The sequence below is a fragment of the Thalassovita sp. genome (assembly GCF_963691685.1).
Lineage (GTDB): Bacteria > Pseudomonadota > Alphaproteobacteria > Rhodobacterales > Rhodobacteraceae > Thalassobius.
Genome location: NZ_OY829290.1, coordinates 1,984,689 through 1,999,333, shown reverse-complemented (window position 1 = coordinate 1,999,333; position 14,645 = coordinate 1,984,689). Strand labels below are relative to the sequence as shown.

The window sequence follows — 14,645 nt, the reverse complement described above, 5'->3', positions numbered from 1 at the left end:
GCCCGTCGCGCGGCGATCACACCGCGCGACAAGCGTTCAGGATCAGCTGGCGGCAAAGCGCAGCAGTTTGATCGCGGCAAAGTCACTGACATCGCCGCCCACCCGTTTGGTGGCATAAAACAGCACATGCGGCTTGGCGCTGAAGGGATCGCGCAGGATGCGCAGGTCCGGGCGTTCCGCCACGGTATAGCCGGCAGCAAAGTCACCGAAGGCAATGGCATCGGCGCCGCTGGCGATGTCTGGCATATCCTCAGCGATCACCACCGGATAGCCCAGCAGGCGCGCAGGTTCCCCCGCAGCCAGACCATCGGACCACAGGAAGCGGCCATCGGCATCTTTCAGTTTGCGCACCGCCCCGGCGGTTTTTGAATTCATCACAAAGGCCGCCCCGGCGCGGTACTGCGCGCCAAGCGCATAGACCAGATCAATCAGCGCATCCGCCCCGTTAAAGCCACCATCGGCGCCGCTGAGTACATAGCCCAAGCTGCCCCAGGCCCAGCTGTCATTGGCCACAGCCGAATGGGTCAGGAAACCGGTGGGTTTGTCGACGCCGTCGCCATTCACAAAGGCCGCAGCCTCAGCCCGGGCGAACTTCTCACCGATACGACCGGCCAGCCAGCCCTCAATGTCAAAGGCAGCATCGTCCAGCAGACGTTGGCTGGCCTTGGGCAGCGCCGACAACTCATGCAGCGGGATGGAAATGCGATCGATGGTCGGCGTGCCGGTTTCGGTGGCCGCCGCTTCGGTCGCCCAGCCGTGGCCCAGCTCACCCTGATCGATCAGAACGTCATAGGAGGTGGCTTCCACCGCAACAACATTGGCAATCGCCCGGATTGAGGCCGCGCCGGTAAGCACCGACTGCACCGCCTGCGAGGTGGCGGGATCCACCAGGTAGCCGCCATCGCCGTTCACCGCGGTTGAGAGCGCCTTGCCCTCCAATTCCAGCCCGCGCAGCCCGTCATCTTCACCAGAGCGCAGATAGGCGTTGAAGGCCTTCTGATGCGGCACCTCAGGGGTGGCTGCGGCGCTCAGTTGTGGGCGCTGCGGGATGTGGGCGGGGGTGTTGGATTTCCGGTCAATCATGGTCAATCGCTCTTCCTGCTTTTCAATGCGGTGATGAACATCGGCCCGAAAGCCGTTGAACGCGCTCATAAAATCCGCAACTGCGGTTTTCACTTCCTGGGCCGGAGACAGATCTTCCCCGGTCCGAGACTCTGCCTCGGTCATGGCATTTCCTTTCGTGAGGGATGGATGGGTTGGGGCGCGTCAGGCGCCCGGTTGGCGGATCAATTCGGTTGCGTTTCGAAGCGCGGCGGTGAGATCGCGCCAGTCTCGTGCGTCACTCTGCGCCTTTTCCTGCAGCGCTGCGGGCTGCAGCCGCGCGGTGGGCAACATCGGGAAGGTCACCAGCGACACCTCCCAAAGGTCCAACTGGTGCAGGGCACGGCCGCCGGTGGGGTTTTTGGCCGCCTTTTCCGTGCGATACCCGATGGAGAGCCCATCGATGGCCCCGGCAGCAATCAAGGCCTGCGCTTCGCGGGCGCGCGATACCTCAGGCAAGAGCCGCCCCTTGACCCAGAGGCCGCGCGCATCCTCATAAATCTCCTCCCACAGGCCGATGGGCTGGGCCGGATCATGCTGCCACAGCATCTTGACCGCGCGCGCCTCAACCGCCAGCCGCTTGAGGGAGGCGGCAAAAGCGCCGGGCATCACCCGATCCCCGCCCTGATCAGCCTGGTGAAACAGGCTGGCATAGCCGCTGATCGTGACCTCACCTTCAACGGATAGTGAATTGTTAAAGCGGGTAAATTTACGTTCCAACATCATCATACCTCAGCCAATGTGCAGCAGCGATTGCAGCGCCTGCGCCAGGATCATCGCGACCACCCCATAGACGGTCAGCCACAAGCGACGTTCCAACCGCTCCATCTGGTGTTCCAGCCGTTCGATGCGGCGGTTCTGGCCGTCAAACTGCAGTTTCGTCATCCTCTCATGGGCCTCCAGCTTGAGGCCGGGCGCACATTCAAACGGTTCAAACCGGCGTTCATAGCTCATCGCCCGGTCCCTTTTCGGGGGCCTCTGCCGGCTCCTCGACAGTGAGGGCGGGCAGCCCCAAGAGGGCACGTTTTTCCGCGATCGACAGGAAGGCCGCATCGCTGATCCGCTGCCATTGTGCGTCACGTTCAGCGGCCAAAGCCGGCACCTGATCCAGGTCGACCCGCAGGTCCAACGAAGCGGAAGCATGGTGCGACAGGAAATCGCCCAGCCGACCACAGACCTTTTGCACCAGCGGCAGCACCGTCAGCCGGTAGAAGGCGCGATTGGCCTCCTGATAGTTGGCGTAGGTGGCATCCCCCGGCACGCCCAGCAGCATCGGCGGCACCCCGAAGGCCAGGGCAATTTCGCGCGCCGCGCTGTCCTTGGTTTTCTGAAACTCCATGTCCGAGGGGCTGAACCCCATCGGTTTCCAGTCCAATCCGCCCTCCAGCAGCATCGGCCGGCCCGCATTGCCAGCGCCCTGATGGTACTGCGCCATTTCGGCCTGCAACCGGTCATATTGATCCGCGCTGAGCCCGGCTTGCCCGTCCGCGCCCTGATAGACCAAGGCGCCAGAGGGTCGCGCGGCATTGTCCAGCAGCGCCTTGGACCAGCGCGAGGCGGCATTGTGCACGTCCAGCGCCTGGGCGGCGGCCTGCATTGGCGACAACCCATAGTGATCATCCTGCGGATGAAAGGCGCGGATGTGACAGATCGGCGGCAGATCAGCGCGCATGTTGAACCGGTGTTTGCGTCCGTTCACCGCATAATCATAGGCCTTGGGCCAGCCGTCAGCGCCCGGCACCAGCTGCATCCGATCCGACCGCAGCACGTACAACTCACAAAGCTCACCCTCATGGCCCACGGCCTCCAGATAGCCGTCGCCCATCAGCAGGATCTGGGCATAGAGCGCCTCCAGCAGTTCAGCGCGGCCCTGCACCGGGTTTGGGCGGCGCAGCAGCTCCAGCAGAGGATGGGCCTCATAGCGCTGCAACCGGTCCTGCAGCAGCAGCGGCAGAGAGGCGGCGGCCTCGGCGATCAGTTTGACACAGCGAAACCCGACCGGATTGCCGGCAAACCCGTTGCGCGCCAGTGAGGCGGCATCGCGCGGGCTCCAGGTGATGCGGCCTGCGCTTTGTAGGGCCATCATCCGCCCGGCCGCGCTGGCCTTCTGCGCCGGGACCGCAGCTACAGCGGTCTCAGGTGCTGTTTGCGGCATTGTGGCGGTCGATTTGAAAAGCGAAAACACCATTGGGTTCGATTTCTCCTGCTTTTGCCATCTGGCGGCGGGTCAGTTTGTGTTGCGAAACACTGTGACGGAAAATGGTTAACGTCTGTTCACTACAGCGCACGCAGCTGCGGGCGACGCCAGTTTTGTGCTGGGGTGAGGATCAGATCGGTCAGCGCCCAGACCAGCGCATCCACCCGGTCGGGGCTGCCTTTGCCGCTGAAACCCTGAGCGGTCATGGCGCACATCTGATCTTCCAGCGCACCCAGATCGCGGGCGTGAAACACCCGGCCCTGTTCATAAAGCGCCGCCACGGGTTCTGCGCGGGCCACCTTGCCGCGGCTGGCGTGGCATTTGGTAAAGGGCACGGTTGGGTTCAGCTGACGGATCACGGTTTCCACCAGATCGCCGCCTTGATTGACCTCAGCCACCAGCCGGTCAGCACCCCATTTTTCCATCATCGACAGGGCCTTACGGGCCCATTCCGTGGGGCTGGCGGCGCTGCAACTGGCATCCTCCAACACATAGGCGCGCCAGTCGGGCACCGGCCCGCGGGTGACCGCGCCAACCACCACAATGCCGCAGTCGTCTGATCCGGCGTGGCTGCTGACAGGCGGGTCCACCGCCACAACGATCCGGTCCAGATCCGGCACCTGCGCAACACGCAGCGCCTCAAGACCCGCCTGACGCCACAGCGCGCCTTCGGCGTCCTCCAGCAGCTCACCCGCCAGTTCCTGACGCCCCAGCCGGGTGCCGGCATAGCGCGCCTCGACCTCTTCGAGGAAACCACGCGCCAGATTGGCGCGGTTGGCCTCGGTCGCGGCATGGGTCACCACGGTGCTGTCGCGTTTCAACAGGTCCTTCAGCACGGTGACATTGCGCGGCGTGGTGGTCACACAGACCCGCGGGTCCTGCCCCAGACGCAGGCCGAACTGCAGCATGTCCCAGGTGTCCTGCGCCTTCGGCCATTTGGCCAGCTCATCCACCCAGGCCCCATCAAACTGCGGACCGCGCAGGGCTTCGGGATCATGAGCCGAGAAGATCTGCGCCTCAGCCCCATTGGGCCAGCGCAACAGGCGGCGGCTGGCGATCCAATCCGGCCGCCGATCGGGCGGCGAGCAGGCCAGGATACCGCTTTCGCCAAAGACCATGACTTCGCGCGCCTGATCCAGTGTTTCGCCCACAATCGCCAATCGCTGACAGGGGCCGGGATCGCGGGGCCGTGCCCCTTCGACCTGTGCACGCACCCATTCCGCCCCGGCCCGGGTCTTGCCCGCACCGCGCCCGCCCAGGATAACCCAGGCGCGCCAATCGCCAGCGGGCGGCAGCTGATGCTCCATCGCCCAGAACTCAAACAGATAAGGCAGCGCGAGGATCTCCTCCTCGCCCAATTCATCGAGAAAGGCCGTCTGCAAGGCCACATCGGCGCAACCGATCCAACCGGCAGCGGATCTGATCCCTGGCCCGGTCAAAGTCGACGGCATAGGTGGCCGACTGTCCGGCGCGCTCTTGCTCTCGTTCATGGAATTTCGTCTCCAGTTCCCAGGCGATCTTCAGCCAGTTGCGCAGGTCACTGATCAGGCGCAGGTTATCCCTGACCGCCCCGTCATCATCCAGACGCACCCGGTATTGCATCGCCTTCATGTCGTGTTTCATTTCACCAAGCAGCTGCCCCACCTCGAGCAGCTGTTCAGCCAGGAGGTCCGCCGCAACGGCCCCCTCGGTCTGGTCGCTGTTGTGCACATTCATCGTGCCCGCCCCCTTTGGATCTGCTGTCCAGTTGGCAAGGAGATTGCCGCGCCCAGGCTAAGATCGCGTTAGGGCAGCGTGCGGTGGGGGCTGGTTGTAGAGACGGGCCGCGGTGCGGCGATCTACCCTGGCAGGAGGCCCCTTTATATCTGCCAAGCTGCTGCACGCTCAGTTGCCTGCGCAGGCCTCAGCCAAATCGCCGTGCCTGGGGGCGGCCCGGCGATGCGCGGCGGCCTATCGGCCGCGGTTTCGCGCAAGGCAAAAAACCCGGGAGGAGCAAACAAAAAAACCCGCCACAAGGGCGGGTTTTTAGAATGTTTTATTGTCAGAACAGCGGTTTAGTTGTTGCTGCGCTCTGCCTCAATCGCGCGCCATTTGGCGACGTTGCGATTGTGTTCCGCCAGGGTTTCCGCAAAGGCGTGACCGCCGGTGCCATCAGCCACAAAGAACACGAAGCTGGTGCTGGCGGGATCCAGCGCTGCCTCAATGCTAGCGCGGCCGGGGTTGGCAATGGGGGTCGGCGGCAGCGCGTCGATCACATAGGTGTTCCACGGGGTTTCGCCGCGCAGTTCGGACTGGCGCAGACCACGGCCCAAGGTGCCCTGCCCTTTGGTGATGCCATAGATCACGGTCGGGTCTGTCTGCAGGCGCATGCCACGGTTCAGGCGGTTGATGAAGACCGAGCCAACCGTGCGGCGTTCTTCGGCCACGCCGGTTTCCTTCTCGATGATCGAGGCAAGGATCAGCGCCTCCTCCGGGGTCTTTAACGGCAGACCTTCAACGCGGTTGGCCCAGGCGCTGGCCAGAATGCTGGCCTGTGCGTCCTGCATCCGGTCGATCACCGACTGGCGGGTGTCGCCACGATTGACCTCATAGCTGTCAGGCGCCAGCGACCCTTCGGCGGGCAGGCTGGCCACCTCACCGGTCAGCACGCCAACCGATTTCAGGCTTTCCACCACCTGCCAGGAGGTCACACCTTCGGCCATCGCGATGCGGTGGCGGGTGTCACCCCGTTCGGCTGCGGTCGTGAACTCAGCCGGGGTGTCTTCGGCGGCCGGGTTGAAGTTGGCGGTTTCAACAAAACGGCTGGTCGCCGGGTCCAACTCACGCACCAGAATCTGGCTGCGGGTCACGCCGATCCGATAGACCACTTCGGTGCCACAGGTGCTGGCGCCGCCGCGGGTCAGGATATCAACGATCTCCTCCATCGAGGCGCCATCGGGCACCAGGAAGGCCCCGGCCTTCAGCTGATCGGATTTGCCGGAATAATCCGCGCCGATCCGAAACAGCGAACCGTTGGAAATCGCGCCGTCTTGCTCCAGCTGGCTGGAGACGCGCGACATGTTGGAACCACTGGCCACCCGCACACAGATCGGGGCCTCCAGCGGGCCTGCGCTTTGATAGCTCTGCTGCCCCCAGAGGATCACACCCCCGGCAAGAAACAGCAGAACAACCAGAAACGTCAGTGCGTTAGAGGCCAGCGCCTTCCACATATCAGTCGACTTTCCCGAACATCACCGAGGCGTTGGTGCCACCAAAGCCGAAGCTGTTGGACAGCGCCACCTTGATCTCACGCTCAACCTTTTTGTTCGGCGCGAGGTCCAGTTTCGGCTCCACCGCCGGGTTGTCGAGGTTGATGGTGGGCGGGGCCACCTGATCGCGGATCGCCAGGATCGAGAAGATCGCCTCAATCGCGCCAGCAGCCCCCAGGAGGTGACCGGTCATCGATTTGGTCGAGGACATGGTGGCCGACGACGCTTTATCGCCCAAGAGCCGCTCAACCGCGCCCAGTTCGATGGTGTCCGCCATGGTCGAGGTGCCGTGGGCGTTGATGTAGTCAATCGCCGAAGGCTCCACACCGGCGTCCTTGATCGCCGCGCGCATCGAGCGTTCGCCGCCTTCGCCATCTTCCGACGGGGCTGTGATGTGATAGGCGTCGCCCGACAGGCCATAGCCCAGCACTTCGGCATAGATCTTGGCGCCACGCGCCTTGGCGTGTTCGTATTCTTCCAGAACCACAACACCGGCACCTTCGCCCATGACAAAACCATCACGGTCGTTGTCATAGGGGCGGCTGGCCGCCTGCGGGTCATCAGACCGTTTGGTCGACAGCGCTTTACAGGCGTTGAACCCCGCGATGCCAATTTCACAGATGGCCGCTTCGGCGCCGCCTGCGATCATCACATCCGCATCACCGTATTTGATCAGACGGCTGGCATCACCAATGGCGTGCGCCCCGGTGGAACAGGCGGTCACAACCGAATGGTTGGGGCCTTTGAAGCCGTATTTGATCGAAACCTGACCCGAGATCAGGTTGATCAGCGCGCCGGGAATAAAGAACGGCGAAACACGACGCGGGCCTTTTTCCTTCAGCAGCAAAGTGGTTTCCGCGATGGACTGCAGGCCACCAATGCCCGAGCCGATCATCACGCCGGTGCGTTCCTGTGCGTGGGTGCTTTCGGCTACCCAGCCGGAATCCTCAACCGCCTGCTGAGCCGCCGCGATACCGTAGAGGATGAAGTCATCCACTTTGCGGCGTTCCTTGGCAGCCATCCAGTCATCGGGGTTGAAGGTGCCATCGGTGCCATCGCCATAAGGCACTTCGCAGGCGTAATCGGTGCCCAGATGGCTGGCGTCAAAACGGGTGATTTTGCCCGCGCCGGACTGACCGTCCAGAATACGCGTCCAGGTTTCTTCCACACCACATGCCAGCGGGGTCACCAGACCCAGACCTGTCACAACAACTCGGCGCATATCTGCTCTCCTTTGCCTCGGCAGTTTGCGCCTTCAATAGCTTGGAATAAGCCCCCGGCGCAAGTGCATGCGCGGCAGTATCGGTGATCTGGCCCATTCTTGCCAATGCAAAAATGACACCCTGCGGAGATTGCAGCGCATCCGGCACAAAGACAGGAATATCAGGGGGTTCTTGGCTGAAACACCGGGGGCCGTCGCGTGGTGTGTGGGCCCGGCAGAAAGGGCTGGTTGCCCCCCAGCCCGGGGGGTGATGCCCCCTGCCCCGGAAACCGCGCATTTGGTCCGGTTTGGTCCGGCGAGGCCCCGCCGATCGGTGCCTTAGCAGACACTAACAGCAGGCAAAGAAAAACCCCCGCCCGAAGGCAGGGGTTTCGAAAAACTCAGCTCAGGAAGCGCTTAGGAAGCTTCGCTGATGAATTTAACCGCGTCGCCGAAGGTCTGGATGGTTTCGGCTGCGTCGTCCGGGATCTCGATGCCGAACTCTTCTTCGAAGGCCATTACCAGCTCAACGGTGTCCAGGCTGTCTGCGCCCAGATCGTCGATGAAGGAGGCGTTTTCAACAACCTTGTCTTCTTCGGCACCCAGGTGCTCAACAACGATTTTTTTGACGCGGTCTGCGATATCGCTCATTTTCTGTCCTCATTCCTTTGGGCCAATGCCCGATGTGTCGCCCCGCCCGAAGGCTGGTCCAAGTTGGTGCCCAATACCGCCCATTTCAAGGGTGGCGGGGCAGATTTCGTTCCACTTGCTTTGGAACATTTTCAGGGCCGGATCGCTCCGCCCCCGAAGAATCTGGGAGGCCTATAGCATATGGTGACGCATAGGCAAACGATTTAGCGCATCGGCGCGCACACCATCTAAGGTCTGTCTGCCAAAGCGCAACCCTCGCGGCTCAGAGCATCGCCATGCCGCCATTGACGTGCACCGTTGTGCCGGTGACATAACCCGCCTCAGGGCTGGCCAGGTACAGAACCGCCGCAGCGATTTCTTCCGGGGTGCCCATGCGGCCTGCGGGGATCTTGGTGTTGATCGCCGCTTTCTGGTCATCGTTCAACTTGTCGGTCATCGCGGTGGCGATGAAGCCCGGTGCAACGGCGTTGGCGGTGATGCCACGGCTGGCCACCTCATAGGCGATGGATTTGGTCATACCGACCATACCCGCCTTGGCCGCAGCGTAGTTCACCTGACCGGGGTTGCCGGTGGCGCCCACGATGGAGGAGATGTTGATGATCCGGCCCCAGCGCGCCTTCATCATCGGGCGCATCACGCCACGACACAGACGCATCGAGGAGGTCAGGTTCACATCCAGCACCGACTGCCATTCCTCATCCGACATGCGCATGAAGATCTGGTCGCGGGTGATGCCAGCGTTGTTAACCAGGATGTCCAGACCACCCATCGCCGCGATGGCGTCTTTGGGCAGCGTGTCAACCGCAGCCGCATCGCTGAGGTTACAGGGCAGAACATGGGCGTTGTCGCCCAGTTCGGCTGCCAGCGCCTCCAGCGGTTCCACCCGGGTGCCCGACAGGCCCACGGTTGCGCCGGCACCGTGCAGCGCCTTGGCGATGGCACCACCGATGCCGCCGGATGCGCCGGTCACCAGCGCGCGTTTTCCAGTCAAATCAAACATGTGACAGTCCCTCTCTTGTCACTAAGGGCGGTGCGGGCCGCGCCTTTGGCTTGCAAAAGCGCGCGCCCCGCCCGGTTCCGTCCTGTGGTCGCGGCCTCAGGCCAGCGATGCCACAGCTTTTTGTACATCTTCGGGGGTTCCGATCGCAGTGCAGGCGATCGAGCGTTCGATGCGGCGCACCATGCCGGACAGCGCCTTGCCCGCGCCCACTTCCCAGATCGCATCAACACCCTGCCCGGCCATCCAGGCGACGCTTTCGCGCCAGCGCACCGAACCGGTAACCTGATTGACCAGCAGCGAGCGGATGGTGGCCGGGTCAGAAACCGCTTCGGCAACCACATTGGCCACAACCGGCACCACGGGGCGGTTGATGTCGACCTCAGCCAGCGCCTTGGCCATCACCTCGGCGGCGGGTTCCATCAATTGACAATGGAAAGGGGCGCTGACGGGCAGCAAAACCGCGCGTTTGGCGCCTTTCTCCTTGGCCAGCTCCACCGCGCGTTCCACAGCGGCCTTATGGCCGGAGACCACAACCTGGCCCGGATCGTTGTCATTGGCGGCCTGGCAGACTTCGCCCATGGCAGCCTCTTCCGCGACGGCTTTGGCGCCCTCGAAATCCAACCCCAGCAGGGCCGCCATCGCGCCTTCGCCCACCGGCACGGCCTGTTGCATCGCCTGGCCCCGGGTGCGCAGCAAACGCGCCGCATCCGAAATCGACAGGGCGCCAGCCGCCGCCAGCGCCGAATATTCGCCCAGCGAATGGCCCGCGACATAGGCCGCCTGATCCGCCAGCACCACGCCCTCGGCCTCCAGCGCCTTCATCGCCGCCAGTGAGGTCGCCATCAGCGCCGGCTGGGCGTTTTGGGTCAGGGTCAGATCAGCTTGATCGCCCTCCCAGATCAGCTGCGAGAGGTTTTCCCCCAGCGCCGCATCCACCTCATCAAAAACCGCTTTCGCCGCCGGATAGGCATCGGCCAGGGCTTTGCCCATTCCGATGGTCTGAGCCCCCTGGCCGGGGAAAACAAATGCTTTGGTCATTCTAGGCCTCGTCACGATTGTCTTTGACGTGGTGTAAACGTCCCGCGCGCGCTTCACAAGAGAAGAGGCGCGCAACCGGTGCGCCAGCCCCGAATTGCCCTGCTAAGACCTTGTATTTGGCGCCTGCCCCGCGCTCCGGCGGGTTTCTGCGGACAGGTGCAGAGGATCTGTGCAGGAACAAATATTTATGCTTTCGTTAAATCGACCTAGCTAACGGATCACACCCCTGACCCGGAGACAGATATGCCGCTCGCCAACTCGCCAGACCGCTACGGCAGCATTGCCAAGGCCCTCCATTGGACCACCGCCCTGCTGATCCTTGCGCTGATCCCGATGGGTTTTATCGCCAAGAAACTGGCCGAGGCCACGCAGTCCGGCAGCCCCGTTGTGTCGATCGAGGTGCTGACCACGCTGTTTTCCACCCATAAAACGCTGGGGGTTGCGGTGTTTTTTGTGGCGCTCCTGCGGATCCTTTGGGCGCTCAGCCAATCGAAACCCCGCGCCCTGCACCCCGACCGCCGGCTGGAAACCCTTGCCGCCGAAACGGTGCATTGGCTGCTTTACGGCGCCATTGTTCTGGTGCCGCTGACCGGCTGGATCCACCATGCCGCCAGCACCGGTTTTGCGCCGATCTGGGGTCCCTTTGGCCAGGATCTGCCTATGGTGCCGAAATCAGAAACCCTGTCAGAACTGTTCGCCGCCTTCCACTTCGCCGCCGTTGTGGTGATGGTCCTGTCCCTTGGCCTGCATATCGCCGGGGCGCTGAAACACCAGATCATTGATCGTGACACCACCCTTGCGCGGATGCTGCCAAACCGCCGCCAGCCGATGGCGCAGTCGGGCCCTGGAGCGGGTCCAGAGTCAGTCACAGCTCCAGGCGCAGGCCAATCTACCAACCACACCACTTCCGGCAGCATTGCGCCAGCCCCACACCATAAGACCACCGCCCGAACCAGCGCTGCCCTGGCCACTGTTGTGATCCTCGTCGCCGCCGGCGTCACCTGGACAACCGAGGCGCAGGATCACCGGGACACCGCCCCTGCGCAAGCATCGGTTGAACCAAACGTCGCCACCAACGACAGTAACACCTCCGTTGCAAGCTCTGCCCTGCAACAAAACGCGTCGCAGGGGGATGTGGCTCAGGACACCTCAAACACCAATCCTGCGCCTACCGCCGTGCAGACCACGGAAAACGCGACCGCAACCGCGGATCTGCCAAGCTGGCAGGTTACCGAAGGCGCGCTGAACCTGACCATCCAACAGCTGGGCAACGCCGTGAGCGGCAACTTTGAGATCTGGCAGGCCCAGATCCTGTTCGACCCGGAAGCCGATCCTGCCCAAATGGGTGAGATCCGGGTTGAGATTGACATCGCTTCGCTCAGCCTTGGCACCGTCAGCGCGCAGGCCATGGGTCCGGATTACTTTGACAGCGCCGCCTTCCCGACAGCGATCTATCAGGCGGACCTTGCCGAGGTTGACGGCACCCTGACCGCCACCGGCACGCTGACGATCAAAGAAACCTCCGTTCCGCTTGCCTTCCCTGTTGACCTGACCCTTGCCGAAAGCACCGCCACGGCGTCCGGCAGTTTCACCCTGGATCGTCGGGATTTCGGCATCGGCGACACGGTGCCTGATGAGGGGACCTTGGGTTTTGAGGTTGCACTTTCCTTTAATCTCACAGCGCAGCGCCAATAAGGGCGCTGCGAAATAGCCGATTTTGATCTGCGCAGGATCCCGAACGTGCCGGGACCTTTTCTAAGCAAATCACATATCTCTGAAGACTTCGTTAATCGCTGACCTCACGACCAGAACCCAAACAAAAATCCCGCCCGAGATGCACTCGGACGGGATTTTTTAGCTTAACCGAATCTTTAGATTATTCGGCTTTCATCGCCTCGATCGAGATCTGCAGCTGAACCTCATCACTCACGAAAGGAGCGAACTGACCCAGATTAAACTCGCTGCGCACCAGGGTTGCAGTTGCGTCGAACCCGGCCCAGGGTTTGTTGGCCATCGGATGGTTGCCGACCTGGTTGAGCTTGGCATCCAGAACCACCGGCTTGGTCACCCCGTTCAGGGTCAGATCACCGGTGATCAGCGCGGTGGCTTCGCCGGTGACCTCAATGGCGGTGGAGGTGAAGGTGACAACCTCATCGCCTTGAGCGTTGAAAAAGTCAGGCGACATGAAGTGACCAAAACGTGCGTCCCAGCCGGTGATCATCGACGCCAGCGGCATGGAAACCGACACGCTGGAGGCTGCGGGATCTTGCTGGTCAAAGGAGATTTCACCTTCAAAGCCCGAGAACATGCCCCAGGTGGTCGAATAGCCGAGGTGGTTGTAGCTGAAGATCACCTGGCTGTGGCTGGCGTCCAGCACATAGGCTTCGGGGGCGGCGACGGCGGCGGACGCGCCCAGGCTCAATGCCGCCACTGCGGCCAAAACGGAGGCTTTCATCAATTATCCTTTCGCATCATGTTGCGTGTATCTGATACCGCAAAGATGCGTGATCCGGGCCGTGAGGCAACCTTGAGCACGCCACAGGACCTGCGCAAAATTGCACAGACGGATCTGCGCCTGTAGCGGAACTCCGCTCACGTCTCTGCCAATCGGCCCATGCAGCAACAAGAGAACCGCGATAGAGCCGCCGAATTGGCCAGTAAAGAAAGGGGTTTATCTAAGGAATTAGCCCAGGGAATAGAAACGCGATACCTGAGAAGCTGCATCGCCATGAAGGCAGATCAGCTCTTGCCCGGCAGCGCTGTGCAGGCAAACCTCACCTGGGCCGGTTGAAACACAGTTCAAATCCGCGAGAGCGTAGCGTGCAACAACCTGGACCCGGCCTGTTTGACCAACCGTGACCTGACGCAATTCGCCACCACGCAGGTCCAGTTCCATGGATGTTGCCACATCTGAGTTGCGGCCCTGACAATAAAGCGCGAAGCCAACACCGATGAACAGGAAGGTAAGACCGGCGCGGATCACCTGCGAGGCTGGGGTCGCCACGGCCTCGGGCACCAGCCAGAGGCCAAAGGCCGCCAGGCAGAGCACCACGCCGAAAAAGGTCATCAGGCTGCGCAGGATTGAACCGGTCTGGGTCTGGCTGAGCTGCAGCGCATCTAGCCTCGGGCTAAATCGGCCGGTTTCCATCAGGGCCTCTGCCCGTTTCGGCATCGCCAGCACGGGTTCAACCACACCATCCGCCATCTGCTGCGCAATCTTGCGTCCGCTCGTCATGTCCATGAAGCCTGTCCCTTTGACCTCTCATTCCCATCCTCTTTACATCTTGGTAAAGCTTGGGGCGAAAATGGGGCGGGATGGCGACGATCCGGTGGTATCCGCACTGCACCAAAACCCCAGCCAAAGACCCCGCCAAAGCCACCGCCAAAGCCACCGGCAAATTCATCGCGGCCCCCAGATCCACGGATGGGATGCTTACATAAGGACTGGGCCCTCAACACAGGCTTGCAACAATGGGCATTTCATCGTAAGAGGCGGCTCCTTCCGCAGTTTAGTTGAACCGCGCAGTCTCTCGTGGATGGGTCGCGGAAGGTCAGGCCCTCCTATGAAATGCGCTTGAAAATGACAGGAGTGCACATGCCGCTTTACGAGCATGTATTCATCTCGCGCCAGGATCTGTCCAACGCGCAAGCTGAAGGTCTCATCGAACATTTTGGCACCGTACTGGCTGACAACGGCGGCAGTGTCGTCGACAGCGAATACTGGGGTGTCAAGACGATGGCCTATAAGATCAACAAGAACCGCAAGGGCCACTTCGCTCTGCTGAAATCCGACGCCCCGGCGCCGGCCGTTCAGGAAATGGAACGCCTGATGCGTCTGCATGATGACGTGATGCGCGTCCTGACCATCAAGGTCGACGAGCACGCCGAGGGTCCTTCGATCCAGATGCAGAAGCGTGACGAACGTGGCGACCGCCGCGAACGTCGTTCGTGATCTCAGCTAGGAAAGGACGCTAAATCATGGCAGCCAAACCGTTTTTCCGCCGTCGCAAAGTATGCCCCTTCTCGGGCGACAACGCGCCGAAAATCGACTACAAAGACACCAAACTGCTGCAGCGCTACATCAGCGAGCGTGGCAAAATCGTGCCTTCGCGTATCACCGCCGTTTCGGCCAAGAAGCAGCGTGAACTGGCCCGTGCTATCAAGCGCGCCCGCTTCCTCGCCCTGCTGCCCTACGCCGTTAAGTAAGGA

General features: G+C 62.1%; 16 protein-coding genes. 3 read left to right on the top strand and 13 right to left on the bottom strand.

What is annotated here, in order from left to right; translation table 11 throughout:
• Positions 1-42: 42 nt before the first annotated feature.
• From ACORLH_RS09675 to fabD, 11 genes are all read right to left on the bottom strand, one after another.
• The gene (locus ACORLH_RS09675) at positions 43-1,227 is read right to left on the bottom strand and encodes a phage major capsid protein (protein WP_321832478.1); all 1,185 of its coding nucleotides are present in this window, start codon (positions 1,225-1,227) and stop codon (positions 43-45) included.
• A 39-nt stretch (positions 1,228-1,266) separates the two neighbouring features.
• Entirely contained in the window at positions 1,267-1,827 is a 561-nt protein-coding gene (locus tag ACORLH_RS09670) for an HK97 family phage prohead protease (RefSeq protein WP_420719827.1), read from the bottom strand.
• 6 nt (positions 1,828-1,833) lie between these two features.
• Positions 1,834-2,055, bottom strand: coding sequence for a GTA head formation protein, RCAP_rcc01685 family (locus ACORLH_RS09665; RefSeq protein WP_058241842.1), 222 nt, complete (start codon positions 2,053-2,055; stop codon positions 1,834-1,836).
• Complete coding sequence (locus ACORLH_RS09660; RefSeq protein ID WP_420719818.1) at positions 2,045-3,289, bottom strand: phage portal protein; 1,245 nt, start codon at positions 3,287-3,289, stop codon at positions 2,045-2,047. Before ACORLH_RS09660 ends, ACORLH_RS09665 begins: the two co-directional genes overlap by 11 nt.
• An 89-nt stretch (positions 3,290-3,378) precedes the next feature.
• The gene (locus ACORLH_RS09655) at positions 3,379-4,749 is read right to left on the bottom strand and encodes a DNA-packaging protein (protein ID WP_321832476.1); all 1,371 of its coding nucleotides are present in this window, start codon (positions 4,747-4,749) and stop codon (positions 3,379-3,381) included.
• The gene (locus ACORLH_RS09650) at positions 4,658-5,014 is read right to left on the bottom strand and encodes a hypothetical protein (protein WP_058241840.1); all 357 of its coding nucleotides are present in this window, start codon (positions 5,012-5,014) and stop codon (positions 4,658-4,660) included. Before ACORLH_RS09650 ends, ACORLH_RS09655 begins: the two co-directional genes overlap by 92 nt.
• Before the next feature lie 338 nt (positions 5,015-5,352).
• Positions 5,353-6,507: an endolytic transglycosylase MltG gene (gene mltG / locus ACORLH_RS09645; RefSeq protein ID WP_321832475.1), complete on the bottom strand. Its 1,155-nt coding sequence runs from the start codon at positions 6,505-6,507 to the stop codon at positions 5,353-5,355.
• 1 nt (position 6,508) lies between these two features.
• On the bottom strand, positions 6,509-7,768 hold the full coding sequence (gene fabF / locus ACORLH_RS09640; protein ID WP_321832474.1) for a beta-ketoacyl-ACP synthase II: 1,260 nt from the start codon (positions 7,766-7,768) through the stop codon (positions 6,509-6,511).
• Between the two features lie 396 nt (positions 7,769-8,164).
• Positions 8,165-8,398, bottom strand: coding sequence for an acyl carrier protein (locus tag ACORLH_RS09635; RefSeq protein WP_058241837.1), 234 nt, complete (start codon positions 8,396-8,398; stop codon positions 8,165-8,167).
• Positions 8,399-8,660: 262 nt separating this feature from the next.
• Positions 8,661-9,398: a 3-oxoacyl-[acyl-carrier-protein] reductase gene (gene fabG / locus ACORLH_RS09630; RefSeq protein ID WP_321832473.1), complete on the bottom strand. Its 738-nt coding sequence runs from the start codon at positions 9,396-9,398 to the stop codon at positions 8,661-8,663.
• A gap of 96 nt (positions 9,399-9,494) precedes the next feature.
• On the bottom strand, positions 9,495-10,436 hold the full coding sequence (gene fabD, locus ACORLH_RS09625) for an ACP S-malonyltransferase (RefSeq protein ID WP_058241835.1): 942 nt from the start codon (positions 10,434-10,436) through the stop codon (positions 9,495-9,497).
• 243 nt (positions 10,437-10,679) lie between these two features.
• Between fabD and ACORLH_RS09620 the strand changes: the two genes are divergently transcribed.
• A complete protein-coding gene (locus tag ACORLH_RS09620; protein ID WP_321832472.1) occupies positions 10,680-12,131 on the top strand; it encodes a cytochrome b/b6 domain-containing protein in 1,452 nt (483 codons plus the stop codon).
• A 181-nt stretch (positions 12,132-12,312) separates the two neighbouring features.
• On the opposite strand, the gene ACORLH_RS09615 is transcribed toward ACORLH_RS09620, so the two are convergent.
• Positions 12,313-12,891, bottom strand: coding sequence for a YceI family protein (locus ACORLH_RS09615; RefSeq protein ID WP_321832471.1), 579 nt, complete (start codon positions 12,889-12,891; stop codon positions 12,313-12,315).
• Between the two features lie 228 nt (positions 12,892-13,119).
• Entirely contained in the window at positions 13,120-13,677 is a 558-nt protein-coding gene (locus tag ACORLH_RS09610; RefSeq protein ID WP_321832470.1) for a hypothetical protein, read from the bottom strand.
• Between the two features lie 354 nt (positions 13,678-14,031).
• On the opposite strand from ACORLH_RS09610, the gene rpsF reads away from it, so the two are divergent.
• Both rpsF and rpsR read left to right on the top strand, forming a co-directional pair.
• Positions 14,032-14,388 (top strand): 30S ribosomal protein S6, encoded by a 357-nt coding sequence (gene rpsF / locus ACORLH_RS09605; RefSeq protein WP_058241831.1) that lies wholly within the window; start codon positions 14,032-14,034, stop codon positions 14,386-14,388.
• A 26-nt stretch (positions 14,389-14,414) separates the two neighbouring features.
• On the top strand, positions 14,415-14,642 hold the full coding sequence (gene rpsR / locus ACORLH_RS09600; protein ID WP_008328567.1) for a 30S ribosomal protein S18: 228 nt from the start codon (positions 14,415-14,417) through the stop codon (positions 14,640-14,642).
• The last annotated feature ends 3 nt before the right edge of the window (positions 14,643-14,645 follow it).

Coding starts and splice junctions, on each gene's coding strand:
- ACORLH_RS09675 (WP_321832478.1), bottom strand. CDS start 1,227: ATGACCGAGGCAGAGTCTCGGACCGGGGAAGATCTGTCTCCGGCCCAG.
- ACORLH_RS09670 (WP_420719827.1), bottom strand. CDS start 1,827: ATGATGTTGGAACGTAAATTTACCCGCTTTAACAATTCACTATCCGTT.
- ACORLH_RS09665 (WP_058241842.1), bottom strand. CDS start 2,055: ATGAGCTATGAACGCCGGTTTGAACCGTTTGAATGTGCGCCCGGCCTC.
- ACORLH_RS09660 (WP_420719818.1), bottom strand. CDS start 3,289: ATGGTGTTTTCGCTTTTCAAATCGACCGCCACAATGCCGCAAACAGCA.
- ACORLH_RS09655 (WP_321832476.1), bottom strand. CDS start 4,749: ATGCCGTCGACTTTGACCGGGCCAGGGATCAGATCCGCTGCCGGTTGG.
- ACORLH_RS09650 (WP_058241840.1), bottom strand. CDS start 5,014: ATGAATGTGCACAACAGCGACCAGACCGAGGGGGCCGTTGCGGCGGAC.
- mltG (WP_321832475.1), bottom strand. CDS start 6,507: ATGTGGAAGGCGCTGGCCTCTAACGCACTGACGTTTCTGGTTGTTCTG.
- fabF (WP_321832474.1), bottom strand. CDS start 7,768: ATGCGCCGAGTTGTTGTGACAGGTCTGGGTCTGGTGACCCCGCTGGCA.
- ACORLH_RS09635 (WP_058241837.1), bottom strand. CDS start 8,398: ATGAGCGATATCGCAGACCGCGTCAAAAAAATCGTTGTTGAGCACCTG.
- fabG (WP_321832473.1), bottom strand. CDS start 9,398: ATGTTTGATTTGACTGGAAAACGCGCGCTGGTGACCGGCGCATCCGGC.
- fabD (WP_058241835.1), bottom strand. CDS start 10,436: ATGACCAAAGCATTTGTTTTCCCCGGCCAGGGGGCTCAGACCATCGGA.
- ACORLH_RS09620 (WP_321832472.1), top strand. CDS start 10,680: ATGCCGCTCGCCAACTCGCCAGACCGCTACGGCAGCATTGCCAAGGCC.
- ACORLH_RS09615 (WP_321832471.1), bottom strand. CDS start 12,891: ATGAAAGCCTCCGTTTTGGCCGCAGTGGCGGCATTGAGCCTGGGCGCG.
- ACORLH_RS09610 (WP_321832470.1), bottom strand. CDS start 13,677: ATGGACATGACGAGCGGACGCAAGATTGCGCAGCAGATGGCGGATGGT.
- rpsF (WP_058241831.1), top strand. CDS start 14,032: ATGCCGCTTTACGAGCATGTATTCATCTCGCGCCAGGATCTGTCCAAC.
- rpsR (WP_008328567.1), top strand. CDS start 14,415: ATGGCAGCCAAACCGTTTTTCCGCCGTCGCAAAGTATGCCCCTTCTCG.